The sequence below is a fragment of the Bacteroides congonensis genome (genome assembly GCF_900130125.1).
GTDB lineage: Bacteria > Bacteroidota > Bacteroidia > Bacteroidales > Bacteroidaceae > Bacteroides > Bacteroides congonensis.
This window is the reverse complement of record NZ_FQXY01000006.1, coordinates 294,485-318,255: the sequence shown is the minus strand read 5'-3', so window position 1 is coordinate 318,255 and position 23,771 is coordinate 294,485. Positions and strand designations below refer to the sequence as shown.

The window sequence follows — 23,771 nt, the reverse complement described above, 5'->3', positions numbered from 1 at the left end:
ACTGGCATTATGAATAAACATCTTATTTCGATGGCGGTAGCTGCTACGATTCTGACGTCGTGCGGCGGAGCCAAAACAACAACTGCCGAGGCAGATAAATTTGATTATACAGTGGAACAATTTGCAGATTTACAGATTTTGCGTTATAAAGTCCCCGGATTTGAGGAACTGACGCTGAAACAGAAAGAACTGGTTTATTACCTGACAGAGGCTGCTCTGGAAGGAAGGGATATTCTGTTTGACCAGAATGGAAAATATAATTTGAGAATCCGACGGATGCTCGAAGCGGTATATACGAATTATCAGGGAGATAAAACGAATCCTGATTTCAAGAACATGGAAGTGTACCTGAAACGGGTATGGTTCTCCAATGGTATTCATCATCATTATGGAACGGAGAAGTTTGTGCCCGGCTTCTCGCAGGATTTCCTGAAACAGGCTGTGCTCGGACTTGATGCCAAGTTGCTTCCGTTGGCGGAAGGACAGACTGTCGGACAACTTTGCGATGAACTTTTCCCTGTTATCTTCGATCCGGCTATCATGCCGAAACGGGTGAACCAGGCAGATGGTGAGGATCTTGTACTGACTTCCGCTTGTAACTACTACGACGGGGTGACGCAGAAGGAAGCGGAAGATTTCTATGGCGCGATGAAAGACCCGAAGGATGAGACTCCGGTTTCGTATGGATTGAACAGCCGTTTGGTAAAAGAGAACGGTAAGTTGCAGGAGAAAGTATGGAAAGTAGGCGGACTTTATACGCAGGCTATCGAGAAAATCGTTTATTGGCTGAAGAAGGCTGAAGCAGTGGCGGAGAATGATGCGCAGAAAGCGGTTATCACCAAGCTGATTCAGTTCTATGAAACCGGTAATCTGAAGGATTTCGATGAATATGCCATCCTTTGGGTGAAAGACCTGGACTCGCGCATCGACTTTGTGAATGGATTTACGGAAAGCTATGGTGACCCGCTGGGAATGAAGGCTAGTTGGGAATCACTGGTGAACTTCAAGGATATTGAATCTACGCACCGCACGGAGATTATCAGTAGCAACGCGCAATGGTTTGAAGACCATTCTCCGGTAGATAAATCATTCAAGAAAGATGAAGTGAAAGGCGTATCGGCGAAAGTGATTACTGCCGCTATCCTTGCCGGCGACCTTTATCCGGCTACGGCTATCGGTATCAACCTGCCGAACGCTAACTGGATTCGTGCGCATCACGGTTCCAAATCGGTGACTATCGGTAACATTACGGATGCTTATAACAAGGCGGCTCACGGAAACGGGTTCAATGAAGAATTTGTGTACAGCGATACGGAAAGACAATTGATTGATGCCTATTCCGACCTGACGGATGAACTTCATACGGATTTGCACGAATGTTTGGGACACGGTTCGGGCAAGTTGCTTCCGGGTGTCGATCCTGACGCGTTGAAGGCTTACGGTTCTACGATTGAAGAAGCGCGTGCCGATTTGTTCGGACTCTATTATGTGGCTGATCCGAAACTGGTGGAACTGAAACTTCTGTCTTCTCCCGAGGCTTACAAAGCCCAGTATTATACGTATCTGATGAACGGCTTGATGACGCAGTTGGTACGTATCGAATCGGGAAACACGGTGGAAGAAGCACATATGCGTAACCGTCAGTTGATTGCCCGTTGGGTATTTGAAAAAGGGGCTGCCGACAAGGTAGTGGAACTGGTGAAGAAAGACGGAAAGACGTATGTCGTTATCAATGATTATGAAAAGGTGCGTGAGTTGTTCGGCGAACTGTTGGCTGAGATTCAGCGTATCAAATCGACAGGCGATTTTGAAGCTGCCCGTTCATTGGTAGAGAATTATGCGGTGAAGGTAGACCCGGCTCTGCATGCTGAAATATTGGAGCGTTATAAGAAGCTGAACCTGGCTCCCTACAAAGGCTTCGTGAATCCGAAATATGAATTGGTGACAGATGAAAACGGAAACATTACAGATGTCACGGTAGCTTATGATGAAGGCTATGTGGAACAAATGCTGCGTTACAGCAAGGATTATTCCCCGCTTCCTTCAGTAAACAATTAATCTGAAAATGGATATTAAAGAACAATTGAAAGATATCAAGACACAGCTCCGTCTCTCCATGAACGGGGCTGTGTCCCAAAGTATGCGTGAAAAAGGGCTGGTGTACAAACTCAATTTCGGAGTGGAGCTGCCCCGCATCAAAATGATTGCCGAAGGTTATGAAAAGAACCACGACCTGGCGCAAGCCTTGTGGAAAGAGGAGATCCGCGAATGTAAGATTTTGGCGGGAATGCTTCAGCCGGTTGACACTTTCTATCCCGAAATCGCGGATATTTGGGTGGAAGATATCCGGAATATCGAAATCGCGGAACTGACTTGTATGAACCTTTTCCAAAACCTGCCTTATGCTCCTGCCAAGTCTTTCCACTGGATTGCCGATGAACGGGAGTATGTGCAGACTTGCGGTTTCCTGACTGCCGCCCGGTTGCTGATGAAGAAGGGGGATATGACCGAACGGGCTTCCGGTGAGCTGCTCGACCAGGCGATGTGCAGCGTTCATTCCGAAAGTTATCATGTGCGCAATGCAGCTTTGCTGGTGATCCGCAAATATATGCAGCATAGCGAAGAGCATGCTTTCCAAGTGTGCCGCATGGTGGAAGGGATGGCTGATTCAGCCGTAACAGGAGAACAGATGCTTTATAATATGGTGAAAGCGGAGACAGAATGACTGCTCTGATAAATATCAAAGAAATCCTTTTGCGTTCCGCAAAAAAGGCTTAACTTTGTTGGCGCTAATTTTGGCTGATGATGGAAACTCAAAACGTGAAAGATACAGTAAGGCAGATATTCACGGAATATCTCACGGCGAACGGGCATCGTAAGACTCCTGAACGATACGCCATACTCGATACAATCTATTCTATCGACGGCCATTTCGACATCGACATGCTCTATTCACGGATGATGGATCTGGAGAATTTCCGGGTAAGCCGGGCAACTCTCTACAATACCATTATTCTTCTTATCAATGCAAGGTTGGTCATCAAGCATCAGTTCGGTACTTCTTCCCAATACGAAAAATCATACAACCGCGAGACGCATCATCATCAGATATGTACGCAATGTGGTAAAGTGACCGAGTTTCAGAACGAGGATTTGCAGCATGCCATTGAAAATACGAAATTAAGCCGCTTCCAACTTTCTCATTACTCCTTATATATATATGGAGTATGCAGCAAGTGCGACAGGGCTAACAAAAGGAAGAAAGTTAATAATAATAACAATAAAAAAGAAAAATGAAAGTAGATGTTCTTTTAGGATTACAATGGGGCGACGAAGGTAAAGGAAAAGTAGTCGACGTTTTAACACCTAAGTACGATGTGGTTGCTCGTTTCCAGGGCGGCCCGAATGCCGGTCATACACTTGAGTTCGAGGGACAGAAGTATGTACTTCGTTCTATTCCTTCCGGTATTTTTCAGGGAAACAAGGTGAACATTATCGGTAACGGAGTGGTACTTGACCCGGCACTGTTCAAGGCAGAAGCGGAAGCTCTTGAAGCATCAGGCCATCCGTTGAAAGAACGTTTGCACATCTCAAAGAAAGCTCATCTTATTCTTCCGACACACCGTATCCTCGACGCCGCTTACGAAGCTGCCAAGGGGGACGCCAAAGTAGGAACTACCGGAAAAGGTATCGGCCCTACTTATACGGATAAAGTCAGCCGTAACGGTGTCCGTGTAGGTGATATACTTCATAACTTCGAACAGAAATATGCGGCTGCGAAAGCCCGCCACGAACAAATCCTGAAAGGTCTGAACTATGAGTATGACCTCACGGAACTGGAAAAGGCCTGGTTGGAAGGCATTGAATATCTGAAACAATTCCATTTCGTAGATAGCGAACATGAAGTGAATAATCTGCTGAAGGATGGCAAGAGTGTTCTTTGTGAAGGTGCGCAAGGTACGATGCTTGACATTGATTTCGGTTCATATCCGTTCGTGACTTCTTCCAATACGGTTTGTGCAGGTGCATGTACCGGACTGGGAGTGGCTCCTAACCGTATCGGTGAAGTGTATGGTATCTTCAAGGCATATTGTACCCGTGTAGGCGCAGGCCCGTTCCCATCAGAATTGTTTGATGAAACAGGAGATAAGATGTGTACATTGGGACATGAGTTCGGTTCGGTAACAGGACGTAAGCGTCGTTGTGGATGGATTGACTTGGTGGCGTTGAAGTATTCTGTGATGATAAACGGTGTTACCAAACTGATTATGATGAAGAGCGATGTTCTCGACACATTCGACACTATCAAGGCTTGTGTAGCTTACAAAGTGGATGGTGAGGAAATTGATTACTTCCCGTATGACATTACCGATGGCGTGGAACCTGTGTATGCGGAACTTCCGGGCTGGAAAACTGATATGACGAAGATGCAGAGCGAAGATGAGTTCCCTGAAGAATTCAATGCTTACCTGACTTTCCTGGAAGAACAGCTTGGTGTGGAAATCAAGATTGTATCCGTAGGGCCGGACAGAGCGCAGACTATCGAACGTTATACTGAAGAGTAACAAGCTGATAATTATATAGGGGGAAGGCGGAGTATCTTTATCTTCGCCTTTCTTATTCCCAACCTCTTGTTTCCTATTTTAACACACATAAATAATAACGCTTATGAAAACACGTTTTCTTTCTATCTTTTTACTGCTCGCCATGGGCATGAGTACATTTGCCCAATCTTCTTCTTATCAGCCAACCGAAGAAAATCTGAAAGCACGTCAGGAGTTTCAGGACAATAAGTTTGGTATTTTCCTTCACTGGGGACTGTATGCCATGTTGGCTACCGGTGAGTGGACTATGACAAACAACAATCTGAATTATAAAGAATATGCCAAACTGGCAGGTGGATTCTATCCTTCCAAGTTTGATGCCGATAAATGGGTGGAAGCTATCAAGGCTTCGGGGGCGAAATATATCTGTTTCACTACCCGCCATCACGAAGGCTTTTCCATGTTCGACACCAAGTATTCGGACTATAATGTAGTCAAGGCGACTCCTTTTAAGCGTGACATTGTGAAGGAACTGGCAGACGCTTGCGCAAAGCATGGAATCAAGCTTCATTTCTACTATTCTCACCTCGACTGGGCGCGTGAAGATTATCCTTGGGGGCGTACAGGACGCGGAACGGGACGTACAAATCCGCAGGGTGACTGGAAAAGCTATTATCAATTCATGAATAACCAGTTGACGGAATTATTGACGAATTATGGGCCGGTAGGTGCTATCTGGTTCGATGGATGGTGGGATCAGGATCAGAATAAAGACTTCGATTGGGAATTGCCTGAACAATATGCGCTGATTCATAAGCTCCAACCGGGATGCCTGATAGGTAATAACCATCATCAGACGCCTTTTGCGGGTGAAGATATTCAGATTTTCGAACGTGACCTTCCCGGTGAAAATTCGGCGGGACTTTCGGGACAGGATGTAAGCCACCTGCCTTTGGAGACTTGCGAAACGATGAATGGCATGTGGGGATATAAGATTACTGACCCTAATTATAAATCGACCAAGACATTGATTCATTATTTGGTGAAGGCTGCCGGTAAGGATGCCAATCTACTGATGAATATCGGCCCTCAGCCCGATGGAGAGCTTCCGGCGGTGGCAGTAGAACGTCTGGCGGAGATGGGAGAGTGGATGAAGCAATATGGCGAAACCATTTATGGAACACGTGGCGGTGCAGTTGCCCCGCATGACTGGGGAGTGACAACGCAGAAAGGAAATAAGCTCTATGTGCATATCCTTAATTTGAAAGACAAAGCGCTGTTTTTACCTTTGGCAGATAAGAAGGTGAAGAAGGCGGTGTTGTTCAAAGACCAGTCACCGGTTCGCTTTACCAAGACGAAAGCAGGTGTTTTGCTGGAGTTTGCCGATGTGCCGAAAGATATTGACTATGTGGTAGAACTTACAATTGACTAATTTTTAGCTAATTCTTCATAAAAGCAAGGGGAAACTATTCTGACATTGATAGTTTCCCCTTACTTTTGGCAAACAATTTGTTTATATAGATAGTGAGTAATAATTAAAATGAAAAGTATATGATGTCTTATTGGGTATTATTTATTGGAATTGCCGTAGTAAGTTGGCTGGTACAGATGAATTTGCAGAACAAGTTCAAGAAGTACTCCAAGATTCCTACCGGGAATGGCATGACAGGACGCGACGTAGCTTTAAAGATGTTGCATGACAATGGAATTTATGATGTACAGGTTACACATACACCGGGTCAGTTGACCGACCACTACAATCCCACTAATAAAACAGTGAATTTGAGTGAAGGGGTCTATGAAAGTAATAGTATAATGGCTGCTGCCGTAGCAGCCCATGAATGTGGACACGCTGTGCAGCATGCACGTATGTATGCCCCATTGAAAATGCGTAGTGCATTGGTTCCCGTTGTGAACTTTGCGTCTTCCATTATGACATGGGTTCTGTTGGGTGGTATCTTGATGATAAACACTTTCCCCCAATTGTTGTGGGCGGGTATTATCCTGTTTGCTATGACTACGCTGTTCAGCTTTATCACGCTGCCTGTGGAAATCAATGCAAGCAAGCGTGCACTAGTTTGGTTGAGTTCATCCGGCATTACTAATTCACGCAATCATGCACAGGCTGAAGATGCTCTTCGCTCTGCTGCTTATACGTATGTAGTTGCTGCGTTAGGTTCATTGGCTACGTTGGTTTACTACATCATGATTGCAATGGGTAGAAGAGACTAAGAGATGAAAAGAGGTGACGCGGATTTGCGCGACTTCTGACATTAGAATATAAAAGAACGTCTCCATGGCATTTGTAAAAGCTATGGAGACGTTCTTTTTGTATAGGCTCTTATTTATTCGTAATATGTATATTCACGTTCTTCATATAATACAGGTTTGTCATCAATGAATTTGATTCTCTTCTTCCAGTTACCATACTTGTCATTATAGAATTTATATACGAATTTTACAGGCGGTTCGTTGTTCACTGTTTCCGTGCCGGAAATAACTTCGCCACGGGTGCTGTATTGATAAGTATAATGACGCTCATTCCCGGGAGCGCCTATTTTCTCTTCCACCACTCTTCCACGGGCATTCCATATGCGTCTGACGGGCTCATATTCCATACCTTTGGCTTCTGCCGGAGCTACCTGCACTTCTTTGAGCATCAGATTTCCATATGGGTCATACTGGTTACGGATGTCGCTGTATTTTGAACCGTCTTTATTGAAACACAGTTCTGCGGTGCAGTTACCTTCTCCGTCATAGCGGAAAATGGTTTTGCGCTGCATTTCTCCATTGGCGTCCATCAATGCTTTGCTTTTTAATCTGCCCTCATCGTCGTGATACATTTGGTCGGTACTCTCTATCTTGCCAGTGGTTGATTTATGTATTTCTTTCTCGATGTAGCCGTTAATATCGTACACATATTCAGTGCTGCCTTCCGGGACACCGGCATCCGAAAAATGACTGGCGGCTGTTATCCGCCCATCCTTGTCAAATTTGTGAATAAAGAAAGTTCCTTTCTTCTGTCCTCTGTTGATGATGTCCGGCCCATTGGGAAGTGCTATGTATGAGGTTTGATATACGGATTTTACTTTTCCCTGAAGTAACAGCTTCTTGCAGTCGGTATCATCCTGTCCGGCATACTCAATGTGGCGCATGACAATAAATTCGGGAGTGGCTCCGTTATATTCCGTACGTTTTGTCCAGTTGCCATACATATCATAGGCAGTATCCACTCTTTTACTTCGTGGGGCATTATATCTTTCAAATACGCTTCCTTCTGAATAAAGTTTCAATGGTATCGTATCTTTTTTGAGTAATTTCCGGTTACCGGGATTTCCGTTTTTATTCAGTGTACTTTCTTCGATGACTTCTGTCACTTGTCCCAGGTCGTCATAGAAGATATTCACGCTTTCCTGATAGGATGTCACTTGTTGGTCTTTTATACGGACGCTGGTTCCTTTGTGGATTCTTTGTACCACTAATCCCGCTTCGTTGCGTATAATGGTATCTATGCCCACAACCTTTTGTTCAGGATTCAGGTGGTGCTTCCCGTTCCTTCTTCCTGATGAATCATAGTAGTATTGATAAACATCTGTAATTCCGCCTTGCTTGATGGATGCTATGATTTCTTCTTTCACATGACCGTCTTTGTCATAAACATAAATGATTTTTTTATCGGCACTGCCATCCGGCTTTAATGAGTTCTCCGCTATTTTTCTTCCGTGACGATTGTATCTTACGAAGTGTATTTGGTCTACGATAGCGCCCGGCGTCCATGCGGTATCTTTTTGCACCGCCCGATGGACGGTTGTACGCGTGCTTTTGAATAGTGGAGCATCCTGCATCTTATTTTGTGCCGGTGCCGATGTCGTTATCAGCGAAGCAACCGTGAAAAGAATACCTATTGCCCGCATCGGGTAAATAATAGTGTTGTTCATCATATTAGTGAGTTTTATTGTTTTTGGGCTTCTGATGTCGCCCTTTGTTTTGAGAATTTGTATTACTTGTTTGGGTATTTGTATTACTTGGGGTACAATATTGATGATTTTTTCAGATATATGCAAGCGTTGCTCGGAAATTTGCAGTAAATTTGCGCAATTAAAATTATAAACAGTAATATTATGGCAGCAAAACCAAGTATTCCTAAAGGAACTCGTGACTTTTCGCCGGTAGAGATGGCGAAGCGTAATTATATATTCAATACGATTCGTGACGTATATCATTTGTATGGATTCCAGCAGATAGAGACTCCTTCGATGGAGATGCTTTCTACGCTGATGGGAAAGTACGGTGATGAAGGGGATAAACTACTCTTTAAGATTCAGAATTCGGGAGATTACTTTTCCGGGATAACTGACGAAGAACTGTTGAGCCGCAATGCTGCCAAGTTGGCAAGTAAGTTTTGTGAGAAAGGGTTGCGTTATGACTTGACAGTACCTTTTGCGCGTTACGTGGTGATGCATCGTGATGAAATCACTTTCCCGTTCAAACGTTATCAGATCCAACCGGTGTGGCGTGCCGACCGTCCGCAGAAGGGACGTTACCGTGAATTTTATCAATGTGACGCGGATGTGGTAGGCAGTGATTCTTTGCTGAATGAAGTAGAGTTGATGCAGATTGTCGATACGGTGTTCAGCCGTTTCAATATCCGTGTGTGCATCAAGATTAATAACCGCAAGATTCTTTCCGGTATTGCCGAGATTATCGGTGAGTCGGAAAAGATTGTCGATATAACCGTTGCCATAGATAAACTGGATAAGATCGGTTTGGATAACGTAAATGCCGAGTTGAAAGATAAAGGCATCAGCGATGAGGCTATCGCTAAGTTGCAGCCGATTATCCTTCTTAGCGGAACGAATACGGAGAAACTGGCGACATTGAAGAATGTATTGTCTGCCAGTGAAGTGGGAATGAAGGGAGTGGAAGAAAGCGAATTCATTCTGAATACATTGGAAGCAATGGGACTGAAGAATGAAATCGAACTTGACCTGACTTTGGCTCGCGGACTGAACTACTATACAGGTGCTATTTTTGAAGTAAAAGCGCTGGATGTACAAATCGGTAGTATCACAGGTGGCGGCCGTTATGATAACCTGACCGGTGTATTCGGTATGGCAGGAGTATCGGGCGTCGGTATTTCTTTTGGTGCAGACCGTATCTTCGACGTATTGAATCAGCTCGACCTTTACCCGAAAGAAGCTGTGAACGGAACGGAAATCCTGTTTATCAACTTCGGTGAAAAGGAAGCTGCCTTCTCTATGGGAATCCTGGCTAAAGTACGCGCAGCAGGTATTCGTGCGGAGATTTTCCCGGATGCTGCCAAGATGAAGAAACAGATGAGCTATGCCAATGCGAAGAATATTCCGTTTGTAGCTATCGTAGGTGAAAACGAGATGAATGAGGGCAAAGTAATGCTGAAGAATATGGAGACGGGAGAACAGAACCTTGTTTCGGCAGAAGAATTGATTGCTGCTGTGAAGAAATAAGCGGAGATAATAGATAAATAAGGATATAATAAAAGGTGTCGTTGACTGTAGAATCAGCGACACCTTTCTTATTTTAGAGATTGTATCTTATTTTAAAGATTGTAAGTTTCGGAACGTTATAGATAAATTATAGCGGAATTGCCATCAGGATTACAAATGACGTTCCGGATACAACTCATTCCACCATTCGGGACGGTCTTGCAACCAACGTGCAAACCAGGCCATGATGGAATTATGCCATTTGATACGTTTATCGTAATCAGAAATGAAATGGTTTTCACCATCTACTGTGATAAACTCTACCGTCTTACCTAATATCTTCAGCGCATTGAAAAGCTGGATACTTTCCCCGATAGGTACATTTGTATCAACAGTTCCATGCAGTAATAACAACGGAGTGTTAATCTTGTCGGCATTGAACAGAGAACCTTGCTTGGTGAACAGTTCCGGATTCTTCCAGGGATAGCTGTCGGCAGCCGCAATCGCATTGTATGAATATCCCCAGTAACCTTCTCCCCAATAACTGGTCACGTCACTGATTCCTGCGTGAGATACGGCGGCAGCGAAGATATCGGTTTGAGTCTGCAAGTATTGAGTCATGAATCCACCGTAAGAAGCACCGATACATCCGATTCGTTTCGCGTCCACAAACGAGTGTTCTTTGCAGAACTGTTTCGTTCCTTCGATAATATCATCGGCAGTACGTTTTCCCCAGGCATTGACGTGGCGTGCGGAAAACTCCTGTCCGAAGCCGATAGTACCGCTAGGCTGAATGACATATACTACATAATCACGTGAAGCGAACAGTTGTGCGCAATATGGATTTCCGATGCCACGTGTCGTAGGAGTGGTTCCACCATAATAATAGACAATCATAGGATACTTCTTGTTCGGGTCGAAGTCGGGTGGGAGACACATTTTTCCGGTGATAACCGTTCCGTCTGAAGCAGTGAAGTTCCAAGGCTCTGTTTTGCCTAATTCTATTTTATCCAAAATCGGTTTCATCGGGTCGGACAGCAGGCGGGAAGTCTTTTTCTTTATATCGTACAGATAGGCAGCCCCTGAACTTGTATCCGACTGACCGATATAGGCGGCAATAGCCGGATTATATTCTGATAAGCTGAAAGCACTGATAACATCCTCTTCCAGGTTCAGTTTCTCGAAGTTTCCGTTTTTCGGAGAATAGCGGTAGATGTTCTTGCAGTCGCCGTCATCCGTGTTGAAGTAGATGCATCCGTCACCGCGATTCCATTGAAGCGGACTTACGGTAGGGTTGAAATCTTTGGTTATCGGCTGAATTTTGCGGGTAGCCAAGTCCATGATAAAGGCTTGCGTATCGAAATCATTAGCTATGGGATGATTGCCGCAATTCTTGCCGATGCCGCCGAATGCTTCGGGGCTTGCGGTCAGTAACAACTGTGTTCCATCCGGTGAATAACTGGCACCGCCCAGGAATCTTTCGTTTTGGAAGAGAGTATCTACTTTCAGAGTCTCTAAATCTACGATATAGAGAGAAGACAGGGAGAAAGGACGCTGGGTGATATTTTCTTTGGAAGTGCTGTATATCATATACTTTCCGTCAGGAGAAATATCCTGTAAGTAAGTACTGTGATTGCCATAAGTCAGCCGTTCGGAAACTCCGTTGGCTATGTCGTACTTAGCCAGGAAACTGCGTCCACGGGTATTAGGAATACGGTCTGCCGGACTTACAATACGGCGGAGAGCGCCTTCTTCCTTTTCCCCTTCTTCCCTGGGATAGTAAATAAGGAAGTCTTCATTGGGCGACCAGGTGAAACCTTGTTCGGGTATTCCTTTTAAAATCACTTCTTCTTGAAGGGTGGCGGGATTGAGGGCAATTACGTCATTTCCGCTTAGTGCCGTAACTGTATAATACAACTTGTCGCTTTTCGGCATCCATCGCATGCCGTCTCTTACGTTGTCCAAAAGAACCTTTCCGGTTTTTAAGTCGCTGAGTTTGCAATACGTGCGTGAACGTTTGGCGGAATGATTATCCCAATAGCGGGTTAATAAATACTTCCCGCTGGGAGAAACGGCGACAGAAATTGTCCGGTTTCCATACACTGTATTGTCGAGTGAGAAGCGTTGCTTGGCATCGGGAGTAAGTGTGCAGGCGATTTCCTTGAGTTTATCGTCTTTAATCAATTCACATTTCAAGGTAGGGGCGGCTTTGTCTTCCGAAGCGGAAAGCAGTTTGAAAGTAATTTCATAATCGCGTTCCGGCTCCATAGTGATGGCTATTTCGCGGGATGAGGCGGAAGTTATGCTGTCTTCGGCGGCGTCTTTCGTCTGTTTGGAAACTCCGTCAATAAACATTTCCCAACGGACGGGAGAAGTTACTTTCAGTTTTCCTTTTAGGAAACGTTCTGCACGTATTTGTGTTTTAAACAAGTAGAGCTTGTTGTTTTGCCCTGCTTTTTCAAAACTTAGATAGCCTGCCGTATCGACAGTCAATGTTTGCATCTGTGCGTCCGGTAAGTCCAGTACTACCGGAGTTTTGAGCAACATCTTTACAGAATGTTTTTCTCCTTTCGGGTTAATGCTGTCGTTCATGATAGGGGTACGGATTTCGATAGCATTTCTTACTTTGTACTCTGTCAGTTTCTCTTGTGCCTGTGCTTGCAAAGCAAGCCCGGTCGCCAGAAAAATGGTAAAGACCATTCTTTTCTTTTTCATGTGTTGTAAATTAATAAAGAGGTTAATAATAGATTCGGACAAATGTAAGGATTCTGATTTTAGCATACAACTAAATAGCTTCCTTTTTAGTATTCTATTTGATTTAGTATTCCATTGAGATAAGCAATGGCTACTCCGTAATTTGTCATGGGAATATGCTGCTCCCGTGCACGGTCGATGCGGCTGAGTACATATTTGCGGTTGAACATACATGCTCCGCAATGGATAACCAAAGAATAAGGAGTTAAATCCTGAGGGAAATCCGTTCCGCTTACAATATCAATTTGTAGTTTCTCACCGATTCTCTTTCGTAATAAACGCGGAAGTTTCACTCTTCCTATATCTTCGGAAAGGGGAGCGTGCGTACAAGCTTCCGCTATCAGTACGCGTGACGATTCCGTCAGGCTTTCAATGGCGGCTGCACTTTCTACATAATAATGAATATCCCCCTTGTATCCGGCAAAGAGAACCGAGAAAGAAGTCAGTTTACTTGCTTCCGGTTTCTGTTCATAGACAGTTCTAAAGACTTGCGAATCGGTGATGATTAACTTCGGCGGGCGGGCGAGAGCTTGCAAGGTTTCCGAAAGTTTGTCGGTGGTACAAGTCATTACAAGACATTTTTTATCCAATAGTTCACGGATAGTCTGCACTTGAGGCAGGATAAGCCTGCCTTTAGGCGCCTGAATATCCTGCGGCATGACTAGCAATACGAGGTCATTCTCTGCGACAAGAGCTCCGGTGATACTTTGCTGCCCGAAGTCCGAAGGAAGTTTTTCAAGAATCGCCTGTCGGATTTCCTCGATTCCTGTTCTTTCTTTCGCGCTGACAAGCAACGGGCGCTGGTTATATTGCAGTTCAATACGTGCAGCCAACGTATCAATATTTTTACGTATATCAATTTTGTTCAGTATGAGGATGACGGGAATATTCTTCTCTTTCAGTTGCTTCAATATTTCGTGTTCCGGTTGCTCCGTTTTTTTGTTTTCACAAGAGAACGAGTCATCTTCACAAAGCAACAAGGCAATGTCCGTCTTTTCAATCGCTTTCAATGTCCGGGCGATACGCATTTCTCCAAGTTCCCCCTCGTCGTCGAATCCCGGAGTATCCATAAAAAGACAAGCCCCGATGCCGTGAACTTCCATTGCCTTGGAAACAAGGTCGGTCGTTGTACCGGGCGTATTCGAGACGATAGCGGTATCCTGTCCTGTCAGCGCATTGATAAGAGAAGACTTGCCGCTGTTCCGTCTACCGAAAAGGGCTATATGAAGTCTGTTGGCATTTGGGGTATCTGTTAAGCTCATATTCTTTCTATATTTTAATTAGTCTCCATCCGCATGGAAATTTGGCAGGGCACCTTGCCCTAAAACCTGAAGTCTCTTTTGCCTTCAGCGATGGCTTTAAGATTCCGGATGGCTATTTCTCTGATTTTAGGGTTAGGGATTCGTTCCGTTTCATTCAGAATAAGTTCCAAACCATTTCGGCGCGTATCTTCCGAAGCATAATCTTCCAGGTATTCTTTCAAAGTCATTAAGGCATTCGGAGCGCAGCAATTGGCTATCTGACCGGATTTGACTAAAGACATAAACCGGTCGCCCGTTCTTCCTTCCCGATAACAGGCCGTGCAGAAACTGGGGATATGGCCAAGTTCGAGCAACCAGTTGACTACCTCGTCCAATGTCCGTGTATCGCTTACATCGAACTGGGCGGAATTATTATCAGGCAATTCTTTTTCCGCATATCCGCCCACACTGGTACGTGAACCGCCACTGATTTGCGAAATACCCAGTTCGAGCACTTTCTTCCGGGATTCCTGCGACTCACGGGTGGAAATAATCATTCCCGTATAAGGAACCGCAATGCGGATTACAGCTACAATCTTGCTGAATATCTCATCGGAGATAGCATCCGGGAAATCTCCCGCGTCAATATCATCTGCCGAGCAAATGCGCGGAACGCTAATCGTATGAGGGCCTACACCGAACCGGGCTTCCAGATGCTCGGCATGCATCAACAAGCCTGTAAAGTCATACCGATACGTATTCAGACCGAAAAGAACGCCTATTCCTACATCATCAATTCCCCCTTCCATGGCACGATCCATCGCTTCGGTATGATAGGCATAGTTGCTTTTCGGGCCGGTGGGGTGGAGATTTTCGTAGTTTTCTTTGTGGTAGGTTTCCTGAAATAAGATATATGTGCCGATACCCGCTTCCTTCAGGCGGCGATAGTTCTCTACCGTAGTGGCGGCGATGTTGACGTTTACCCGCCTGATTGCGCCGTTCTTGTGCTTGATGCTGTAAATTGTCCGGATAGACTCAAGGATATACTCTATCGGATTCAGTGACGGATGCTCCCCGGCTTCGAGAGCCAGACGCTTATGTCCCATATCCTGTAAGGCAATCACTTCCCTTCGGATTTCTTCCTGCGTCAGTTTCTTGCGTGCGATAGTCTTGTTCTTGGCATGATACGGGCAATATATACAACCGTTTACGCAATAATTCGACAAATAAAGCGGTGCGAACATCACGATGCGGTTGCCGTAAAACTTCTGTTTGATTTCTTTGGCGAGATGAAAGATACGTTCTATCAGGTCAGGTTGGTTACATTCCAGCAGGACGGCTGCCTCACGGTGGGTCAATCCCTTGCACAGGGCAGCTTTTTCAATAAGTTGTTCAATCAGTGCACGGTTATCCTTGTTGTTTTGTGCGTATTCCAGTGTATCCAGAATCTCCTCGTGGTGGATAAACTCTTCCGCTTTTGATGAATCTGCTTGGTATATCATAATTCTGTTGTATTAAAGTCACCTCTTTCGGTGGAAATCTCGTAGCCGATGGCGTGCAGTTGCTTTTGTAGCGTGGCCAGTCCTTCGGCGGATTCTGCTCCGAGTGAAGCCTTGTCATTGTATAGTTCATATTTCTTCCGTTCTTCACGGGGGGACAGATTGGGCATGACTACATTCGCTCCTGCCAATATTCCCCGTTCCCTGCCATCAGGAGCAAGTGTGGCCAAAGCCGTTGTTGCCGGAATCAGTGCGGTCGGATGCATCAGGCGGAAGATGGATAATAAAAGAAGGGTCTGCTCCACCGTGCCGGCGGGATATCCGGCAAAAGGCGTGTCATGGTGGGGCAGGAAAGGGCCGATGCCAATCATTTCAGGGTGAAGCCTTTCTATAAACCGGATATCTTCGATGATATGCTCCACCGTTTGTCCGGGGCTGCCGACCATGATTCCTGTTCCCGTCTGATAACCGATATCCTTTAAATCCTGCAAGCATTGCAAACGTCGTTTGCCGGACATTTCTGCCGGGTGCAGTTGCCCGTAATGCTGTTCGTTGTAGGTTTCGTGACGGAGCAAATAGCGGTTGGCGCCTGCCCGGAAGAAACGTTCATACACATCGCGCGGCTTTTCGCCAAGCGACAGGGTGATAGCGCAATCCGGATAATTCTGACGGATGGCGGAGACTGTTTTTTCTATCCGGTCGTCCGTCAAGGCAGGGTCTTCCCCGCCTTGCAGTACAAAAGTACGGAATCCCAGGTCATAACCTTGCTTACAGCAATCCAGGATACTTTCCACGGTCAACCGGTAACGTTCGATATTCGGGTTTCCTTTTCGGATACCGCAATAATAACAGTTATTCCGGCAGCAGTTGCTGACCTCAATCAGGCCACGGATATAAATCTTGTTTCCAAAGTGGAGCAGACTTACTTCCCGTGCCTGCCGGTTGATGGTTCGCAGGGTTTCTGCGTCACATTCAGTCAACAGTTGCCGGAGTTCTTCCTGCCGGAGTGTCCTTTCCTTCCGTAATTTATCTATCCATTGTTTCATAGCTCTCTTTCCGTTTGAGAAGCTCCTGTGCCAGTTGGCGACGTCCTGAAACAATGTCATTGTGCGTACTCGGCCCGGTGATACATCCACCTTCGCAAGCCATCACTTCAATAAACTGCCCGGCAGCTTTTCCTGTCTTGGCACAAGCACGTAGCAGAGCTATATTCTTCTTGTTAATGTCCGATACCTGTATCGCATTAATTTTCTCCGCTTCCTCTTTCAGATAAGCCTTGACCGCTCCCATCACGCCGCCTGCCTGGGCAAAACCGTGTGCTTCGCGAACGGAAGTATGCAATACGGAAAACTCCTGCATCTGCTCCAACTGAATATCCAGTCCGTCGAGGATAGAACCCACTTCTTCAAACGTCAGAATGTAGTCCACGGCTTCATCGCGGCGTACTTCCTTGCGTTTAGCCACGCAAGGGCCGACGAATACGATTTTTGCGTCCGGATGTTTCTCTTTGGCAATCCGTGCCGCATAATACATTGGTGAACCGGTGGTGGATACATAAGGTTTCATACCCGGAATATGTTTCTCTACCAATTCTATATAAGAAGGGCAACAGGAAGTAGTCATGAAACTCTGTCCCTCTTCCAGTTTCTCCAGTAATTCATGGGCTTCGTTGCTGGTAGTCGCCATGGCGCCTTCGGCCACCTCGATTACATCGGTGAATCCTATTTCCTTGAAAGCGCCATATACCTGTCCGATGGAAGTCTTGAACTGTCCGAGAATGGACGGAGCGATGATGGCAACCATCTTTTCTCCTTTCCGAATCCGTTGCAGCACATCGAAAGTCTGTGAAATCTCGAAGATAGCACCGAACGGACAGGCATTCATACACTTACCGCAATAGATACATTTGCTTTCGTCGATATGTTCTATGCCATGTTCATCTTTACTGATAGCCTTTACCGGACAAGCTTCCTCGCAAGGCACAGGAATATACACAATAGCATGATAAGGACAGCTCTTGTGACAAATGCCGCAACTGATACATGTGTCATGGTCAATCATGGCCTGACCGTTTTTCTTGAAACGTATCGCATCCTTCGGACAGTTCATGTAGCAACTGCGGGCTACACAGCCACGGCAAAGGTTCGTTATTTCATAATTGATTTGTACGCAGGAAGAACATGCTTCGTCAATGACGCACATGATATTCTCCTTTTCCGGTTCGGGACGACTCAACGCCATGCGTGCGTAATCGGAAAGCGGGGTCACTTCATCGTGTTCGTCTGTCATATCCAGTCCCATCAGCGGAAAAGTCTTGTATCTCCACACCGCCCGTTCTTTGTGTATGCAGCAACGTCCCAACGGTTTTGATTTCCGCGGACTCAGCTCAATCGGGAGTCGGTCTATCTTTTCTACCAACTGGTCGTTTTTCCAGAGTCTGACAAGGTCAGCCAGCAATTTGTGCCGGACAATCATAATATTATTCGTAAATGCCATATTGTAATAAAGAGGTTGTTAGTTAGCCGGTGCAAAGATACGAACAGAATTTCAATATTTAAGTCTTTTGTAACATTCTTGTCATTTTTTTGTAGCCCCCGTGCGTTATCTTTGTAGTAGACAAAAAAAGGAGAGGAGACAGAGGTATGAGTAGCAGTATTTTAGAACAACGCAGCCGGTTTGCAATGATTGGCGCGCTGATGGTTATTATCAGCTTGATGTTTTTATTCTATATGGGAAGTTCACTGGTTAGTTCGACCAAGAAATACCTGGAACAAATACAGGGGATAGAGATTACCTGTATCGACATAGACGAATAAAAGATAGAAAACAGGAAAAGGTGTGGTATTCCGGTGAAAACTATGAAATCATGCAGTCACTGAATGCCGCTCCGCTTTGGAAATATATGGCTAACCTATAATCTTTAATCATCATCATATGAAACTGTATTGTTGATTATCAATCGTTTGCAGTTTCCTTTCGTTTCTAATAATGGAAACTCTCGTATCTCTACGAGGGAACGCCCGTTTCCCTACGGGGATACAGTCGTATCTCTACGAGGAAACTGGCGTTTCCCTATGGGGAAACGGACACTCATCTTATAGGATATAATTCTTTATCTTGTATCTACAGATTATTCTATCTGTTGTTCCAGATAGTATCGAATCGTTTATCAGTCATTATTATGTTGTTTCTTATGTATTAATACCTGATTCCTCAACTATTAATGTTTGGGATGTAGGGTGTTAATACTTGACGGGATAACTGTTAATACTTTGAACATCAGATATTAATGGCTTGAAGTACGTGTAGGCAGGTATGAGGGTAAATTTTACTATCAGGGTGCTCTCATAGGGTGCTCTCATAGCTGAAATGCTGATGGATAAAGGTTTTGAGACGATTTATGAGAGTATGAGGGCAAAAACGATGAAAACTTTTTTGTGGAGATGGTGATAATAATGATTATAACACTTCTTTTATGTAATCTGATTGTTTGAATTTTATTCTAATACAAAAACAATAGTCTCATTTACCGGAGCCCAGTCATAAATGAATTTGGCGTGGGAAGTTGCATTTCGTACACACATATGAGAGCGTGGAGTTGTTCCTAATGACGGACTGTATTCTATCAGCGTCTTGCGGGGAGCATTGACAGGTACTCCATGAATATAGGCTCCATCCGTGAAACGGCTGGCATAAGGCGCATAACCGCCTGTCTCTTTCGAACCGTCTTTGAGAAATACCATTTTGGCCTTCTTTTCCTGTAATACAAACATACCTAAAGGAGTTTCCTGCGCATATGGCGGAAGGTGGCGTCCGGTAGTGGAGGGATTCATGCTGCGCACTATCCATTCCCCTTTTCCACTACGTTCAAGAGAGGTGATATTCTGATTGTGCCGGTCTACGAAAACAGCTTTGTTGAATACAATCGTATCTCCGATAACTTTCACATATTTCTTGGGAATCATCCACTCGTCCCCCGTGAATATCGGCTCCGCTTTGACAAACTTTTCTCCGTCTTCTATAAAACGGGTCAGTTCACCGTCCTGACCGTAACGCTCGGCTACTAATGTGTCAGTGAGCAGATAGAGTGGGACAGATTGATACCGCTCCACTCCGAGAGTGTCTGCCACTCGTCCGTAAGCATTTCTCTTGAAACTCCTTACAAGGGGAGCTTCCCCGTTCCTGTTCTTATAGTTCTGAAGGATAGCCCATGTAGTGGGTTGTAGCTGTATATTCTCAAGCAAGGCCAACCGTTCTTTTATTTTATCCCATTGAAACTGTCGGGTAGTATCTTTATAAGGATAGGTATCATCCAGTGTATATTTGTCATAGAGTAAATCTTTGGTGAGTTGTATCTGTTCCCCTGTCAGCTTTTTAACGACAGGTTTAACGGCGGTTTCAGTAATCGTGTCCTGTATTAATGAATCCGATGGCTGGATTTCGGCAGACGAAACCTCTCCTGTACGCGAATTGCAGGAGCAGAAGATGCAAGAGGCGATAAGTATGCCGGATGCTATTTTATTCATATTATTAGTACAATGCATTAAATGGTCTGTTTACGAATATACGTCATTATAAGGAATAAACCTTTTATTTTGTTTAAAAAGTATGGAACAAATATACTTTTTTGCCAGATGGTATGGGTTGTCAGTCATTTTGTCAGTCAATTTCTGACAAAGAATCATTTATCTACTTTGGCACGCTTTTCGCAATGTCTTTAGCGTTCCGCCTGAGAAAGACGGATAGTATCTACTATTAAATGTATAACTAAAATATAAAAAAAGTAACTATGAACATTAAACCATTAGCAGACAGAGTGCTTATTCTCCCTGCACCTGCAGAAGAAAAAACAATTGGTGGTATCATTATTCCTGATACAGCAAAAGAAAAACCTTTGAAGGGTGAAGTTGTGGCAGTAGGTCACGGTACGAAAGATGAAGAAATGGTATTGAAAGTAGGCGATACGGTTCTTTATGGCAAATATGCCGGAACAGAACTTGACGTTGAAGGTACTAAATATCTTATCATGCGTCAGAGCGATGTTCTCGCTGTTTTGGGTTAATTAATAATAGTAAATCATAAATCTTTAAATAGTAAATAAAGAGATGGCAAAAGAAATATTATTCAATATCGACGCCCGCGACCAATTGAAAAAAGGTGTTGATGCTTTGGCAAATGCAGTAAAAGTAACGCTTGGCCCGAAAGGACGTAACGTTATCATCGAGAAGAAATTTGGTGCGCCTCACATCACCAAAGACGGTGTGACAGTAGCAAAAGAAATCGAATTGGCAGACGCTTATCAGAATACAGGTGCGCAGTTGGTAAAGGAAGTTGCTTCCAAGACAGGTGACGATGCCGGTGACGGTACAACTACCGCAACCGTTCTCGCTCAGGCTATCGTAGCTGAAGGTTTGAAGAACGTAACTGCCGGTGCAAGCCCGATGGATATCAAACGTGGTATCGACAAGGCCGTTGCCAAAGTGGTGGAATCAATCAAATCACAGGCTGAGACGGTAGGTGACAACTATGACAAAATCGAACAGGTTGCTACCATATCTGCAAACAATGACCCGGTAATCGGTAAATTGATTGCTGACGCTATGCGTAAAGTTTCTAAAGACGGTGTTATCACTATCGAAGAAGCGAAAGGTACTGACACTACTATCGGTGTAGTGGAAGGTATGCAGTTCGACCGTGGTTATCTGTCGGCTTACTTCGTGACTAATACGGAAAAGATGGAATGTGAGATGGAAAAACCTTACATCCTGATCTACGACAAGAAGATTTCTAACCTGAAAGATTTCTTGCCTATCCTCGAACCGGCTGTACAGACTGGTCGTCCTCTGTTGGTAATCGCAGAAGATGTAGATAGCGAAGCGTTGACTACACTGGTAGTAAACCGTCTGCGTTCTCAGTTGAAGATTTGTGCTGTGAAAGCTCCGGGCTTCGGCGACCGTCGTAAAGAAATGCTTGAAGATATCGCTATCCTGACAGGTGGTGTTGTTATCAGCGAAGAAAAAGGCCTGAAACTGGAACAGGCTACTATCGAAATGTTGGGTACTGCCGACAAAGTAACTGTTTCTAAGGATAATACTACTATCGTAAACGGTGCAGGAAACAAGGACAGCATCAAGGAACGTTGCGAGCAAATCAAGGCTCAAATCGTTGCAACCAAGTCTGACTATGACCGTGAGAAATTGCAGGAACGTCTGGCTAAATTGTCAGGTGGTGTAGCTGTTCTTTACGTAGGTGCTGCTTCTGAAGTGGAAATGAAAGAAAAGAAAGACCGCGTAGACGATGCATTGCGTGCAACTCGTGCTGCTATCGAAGAGGGTATCATCCCGGGCGGTGGTGTAGCTTACATCCGTGCTATCGACAGCATCGAAGGTATGAAGGGTGACAATGCCGATGAAACAACCGGTATTGGTATCATCAAACGTGCCATCGAAGAACCGCTTCGCGAAATTGTTGCCAACGCTGGTAAAGAAGGTGCAGTAGTTGTTCAGAAAGTACGTGAAGGAAAAGGTGATTTTGGTTACAATGCCCGCACGGACGTTTACGAAAACTTGCACGCTGCCGGTGTGGTAGACCCTGCTAAGGTTGCTCGTGTAGCTTTGGAAAATGCAGCTTCTATCGCTGGTATGTTCCTGACTACTGAATGTGTTATCGTAGAAAAGAAGGAAGACAAACCTGAAATGCCGATGGGCGCTCCCGGAATGGGAGGTATGGGCGGAATGATGTAATTCCGGTTTCCTTTGAATGAATATAAGAGTCGCTTCCGGATTTCCGGAAGCGACTTTTTTGTTATTTACTGCTCTGAATCTTTAAAGATTCTCTCTGCAATCCATCTATTTTGTAAGTAAGTGTTTTCAAAACATCTTCGCTTTTTATTTTGTTTGTTTTTCTACTTGTATTCTTGATGCCAAGAATACTTCGTATATTTAGATTCAAATTTATTAATAAAAAGTGAGATGTTGAAAGTATTAACATTTATGAAGCAAGTAGCCAACAGGTTACAGGTGGAGGGAAACTTTGGTACTGCGCACGTCTATCGTAGCAGTCTGAATGCCATCATTGCTTATCGTGGGAAAAGCGACTTTGTTTTTAGTGAAGTGACTTCGGAGTGGTTGAAAGGGTTCGAAGTCCATCTTCGTAATCGTGGGTGTAGTTGGAATACGGTTTCCACCTATATGCGTACCTTTCGTGCCGTTTACAATCGTGCGGTTAATCTTCGAAAAGCCCTCTATGTTCCGTATCTGTTCCGTTTCGTTTACACCGGGACACGTGCCGATCATAAACGTGCCCTGGCTGATGATGACATGAAGAAGATCTTTGTTAATTTGTCCCGGAAACCGGGAGTATCGTTGCCTGTCCGTCAGGCTCAAGAGTTATTCATTCTGATGTTTCTGCTCCGTGGTATGCCGTTTGTCGATCTTGCTTATTTGCGCAAGAGTGATTTGCGTGATGACGTAATTACGTATCGCAGACGTAAGACGGGACATCCACTGTCAGTGACATTAACTCCTGAAGCAATGATTCTGATAAAGAAGTACATGAACCGTGACTCTTCTTCGCCTTATTTGTTTTCGTTTTTGAGAAGCCGTGAAGGGACCAAGGAAGCCTATCGTGAATATCAGTTGGCATTGCGCAGCTTTAATCAACGGTTGATGTTATTGGGAGAATTGCTAGGATTGGGAGACAAACTGAGTTCGTACACCGCCCGCCACACCTGGGCTACGACAGCTTATTATTGTGAAATCCATCCGGGTATTATTTCCGAAGCGATGGGGCATTCATCTATCACGGTGACTGAGACTTATCTGAAACCTTTTCAGGATAAGAAAATAGATGAAGCAAATAAACAAGTACTTGATTTTGTGAAACGTGCTGTGTCTGTAGTAAGCGTCTGAAAATTAAACTGTTACTCTGTAGGTAACGGGGATAAATTCCGGTGCAAATATGAGCATATTTCTTAAAACAACCAAACTAAATCACACATTTTTTCTAATAAATCACTCAAAAGAGGAACTATACCAAATAAAACACACGGATTCTTTGTATTAGGGCTTTGTTAACTTCTAAATTTTGCAATAGATTTCCCTCCCCTCTGCCGCTTGTCAGAAGCAGGGGTAAAAATGTTTCATCGCATATCATACCATTTTTCAGTATTGACTACTCTAAAAGAGCAGGCACAAAGGTTTCTCCGTTACCTACAGAGTAACGGGCTGTCTATTATTGAAACTTAGTGTTTAATAATATATTATTAAT

At 44.6% G+C, this 23,771-nt stretch carries 18 protein-coding genes; 11 read left to right on the top strand and 7 right to left on the bottom strand.

The features are described 5' to 3' along the window. Nucleotides 1-9: 9 nt before the first annotated feature. The 6 genes from BQ7997_RS01245 to BQ7997_RS01220 all read left to right on the top strand — a co-directional run bounded on the left by BQ7997_RS01245 (nucleotide 10) and on the right by BQ7997_RS01220 (nucleotide 6,776). Nucleotides 10-2,058, top strand: coding sequence for a dipeptidyl-peptidase 3 family protein (locus BQ7997_RS01245; protein ID WP_073342725.1), 2,049 nt, complete (start codon nucleotides 10-12; stop codon nucleotides 2,056-2,058). A gap of 7 nt (nucleotides 2,059-2,065) precedes the next feature. After that, nucleotides 2,066-2,725 (top strand): DNA alkylation repair protein, encoded by a 660-nt coding sequence (locus BQ7997_RS01240; protein WP_044655329.1) that lies wholly within the window; start codon nucleotides 2,066-2,068, stop codon nucleotides 2,723-2,725. Nucleotides 2,726-2,805: 80 nt separating this feature from the next. Further along, complete coding sequence (locus BQ7997_RS01235) at nucleotides 2,806-3,297, top strand: Fur family transcriptional regulator (protein WP_022136669.1); 492 nt, start codon at nucleotides 2,806-2,808, stop codon at nucleotides 3,295-3,297. Further along, nucleotides 3,294-4,565, top strand: a complete 1,272-nt coding sequence (locus BQ7997_RS01230; RefSeq protein ID WP_022136670.1) for an adenylosuccinate synthase — start codon at nucleotides 3,294-3,296, stop codon at nucleotides 4,563-4,565. The genes BQ7997_RS01235 and BQ7997_RS01230 overlap by 4 nt, the downstream gene beginning before the upstream one ends. A gap of 103 nt (nucleotides 4,566-4,668) precedes the next feature. Then, nucleotides 4,669-5,976: an alpha-L-fucosidase gene (locus tag BQ7997_RS01225; RefSeq protein WP_073342723.1), complete on the top strand. Its 1,308-nt coding sequence runs from the start codon at nucleotides 4,669-4,671 to the stop codon at nucleotides 5,974-5,976. 119 nt (nucleotides 5,977-6,095) lie between these two features. Beyond that, complete coding sequence (locus BQ7997_RS01220) at nucleotides 6,096-6,776, top strand: zinc metallopeptidase (protein ID WP_022136672.1); 681 nt, start codon at nucleotides 6,096-6,098, stop codon at nucleotides 6,774-6,776. A 113-nt stretch (nucleotides 6,777-6,889) separates the two neighbouring features. Here BQ7997_RS01220 and BQ7997_RS01215 read toward each other — a convergent pair whose 3' ends face one another. After that, nucleotides 6,890-8,485 carry a hypothetical protein gene (locus tag BQ7997_RS01215; RefSeq protein WP_073342720.1) on the bottom strand — a complete coding sequence of 532 codons (1,596 nt, stop codon included), beginning with the start codon at nucleotides 8,483-8,485 and terminating at the stop codon, nucleotides 6,890-6,892. A gap of 180 nt (nucleotides 8,486-8,665) precedes the next feature. Between BQ7997_RS01215 and hisS the strand changes: the two genes are divergently transcribed. Then, on the top strand, nucleotides 8,666-10,030 hold the full coding sequence (hisS, locus tag BQ7997_RS01210) for a histidine--tRNA ligase (RefSeq protein ID WP_073342717.1): 1,365 nt from the start codon (nucleotides 8,666-8,668) through the stop codon (nucleotides 10,028-10,030). Between the two features lie 150 nt (nucleotides 10,031-10,180). Here hisS and BQ7997_RS01205 read toward each other — a convergent pair whose 3' ends face one another. From BQ7997_RS01205 to BQ7997_RS01185, 5 genes are all read right to left on the bottom strand, one after another. Next, nucleotides 10,181-12,724, bottom strand: a complete 2,544-nt coding sequence (locus BQ7997_RS01205) for an alpha/beta hydrolase family protein (protein ID WP_073342715.1) — start codon at nucleotides 12,722-12,724, stop codon at nucleotides 10,181-10,183. Between the two features lie 86 nt (nucleotides 12,725-12,810). Further along, a complete protein-coding gene (hydF, locus tag BQ7997_RS01200; protein ID WP_073342712.1) occupies nucleotides 12,811-14,025 on the bottom strand; it encodes a [FeFe] hydrogenase H-cluster maturation GTPase HydF in 1,215 nt (404 codons plus the stop codon). A gap of 59 nt (nucleotides 14,026-14,084) precedes the next feature. Further along, entirely contained in the window at nucleotides 14,085-15,506 is a 1,422-nt protein-coding gene (gene hydG, locus BQ7997_RS01195; protein ID WP_073342710.1) for a [FeFe] hydrogenase H-cluster radical SAM maturase HydG, read from the bottom strand. Beyond that, complete coding sequence (hydE, locus tag BQ7997_RS01190; RefSeq protein ID WP_073342707.1) at nucleotides 15,503-16,549, bottom strand: [FeFe] hydrogenase H-cluster radical SAM maturase HydE; 1,047 nt, start codon at nucleotides 16,547-16,549, stop codon at nucleotides 15,503-15,505. Before hydE ends, hydG begins: the two co-directional genes overlap by 4 nt. Next, complete coding sequence (locus tag BQ7997_RS01185; protein WP_073342705.1) at nucleotides 16,530-17,999, bottom strand: 4Fe-4S dicluster domain-containing protein; 1,470 nt, start codon at nucleotides 17,997-17,999, stop codon at nucleotides 16,530-16,532. The genes hydE and BQ7997_RS01185 overlap by 20 nt, the downstream gene beginning before the upstream one ends. 146 nt (nucleotides 18,000-18,145) lie before the next feature. On the opposite strand from BQ7997_RS01185, the gene BQ7997_RS25640 reads away from it, so the two are divergent. Continuing rightward, nucleotides 18,146-18,319 (top strand): hypothetical protein, encoded by a 174-nt coding sequence (locus BQ7997_RS25640; protein ID WP_162842103.1) that lies wholly within the window; start codon nucleotides 18,146-18,148, stop codon nucleotides 18,317-18,319. Between the two features lie 681 nt (nucleotides 18,320-19,000). Here BQ7997_RS25640 and BQ7997_RS01180 read toward each other — a convergent pair. Then, nucleotides 19,001-20,047, bottom strand: a complete 1,047-nt coding sequence (locus BQ7997_RS01180; RefSeq protein ID WP_083589134.1) for a L,D-transpeptidase family protein — start codon at nucleotides 20,045-20,047, stop codon at nucleotides 19,001-19,003. A 245-nt stretch (nucleotides 20,048-20,292) separates the two neighbouring features. On the opposite strand from BQ7997_RS01180, the gene BQ7997_RS01175 reads away from it, so the two are divergent. The 3 genes from BQ7997_RS01175 to BQ7997_RS01165 all read left to right on the top strand — a co-directional run bounded on the left by BQ7997_RS01175 (nucleotide 20,293) and on the right by BQ7997_RS01165 (nucleotide 23,413). Then, nucleotides 20,293-20,565 carry a co-chaperone GroES gene (locus BQ7997_RS01175; RefSeq protein WP_004314007.1) on the top strand — a complete coding sequence of 91 codons (273 nt, stop codon included), beginning with the start codon at nucleotides 20,293-20,295 and terminating at the stop codon, nucleotides 20,563-20,565. 43 nt (nucleotides 20,566-20,608) lie between these two features. Next, nucleotides 20,609-22,246, top strand: a complete 1,638-nt coding sequence (gene groL / locus BQ7997_RS01170; RefSeq protein ID WP_073342702.1) for a chaperonin GroEL — start codon at nucleotides 20,609-20,611, stop codon at nucleotides 22,244-22,246. Nucleotides 22,247-22,474: 228 nt separating this feature from the next. Further along, nucleotides 22,475-23,413, top strand: coding sequence for a tyrosine-type recombinase/integrase (locus tag BQ7997_RS01165; RefSeq protein WP_073342699.1), 939 nt, complete (start codon nucleotides 22,475-22,477; stop codon nucleotides 23,411-23,413). The last annotated feature ends 358 nt before the right edge of the window (nucleotides 23,414-23,771 follow it).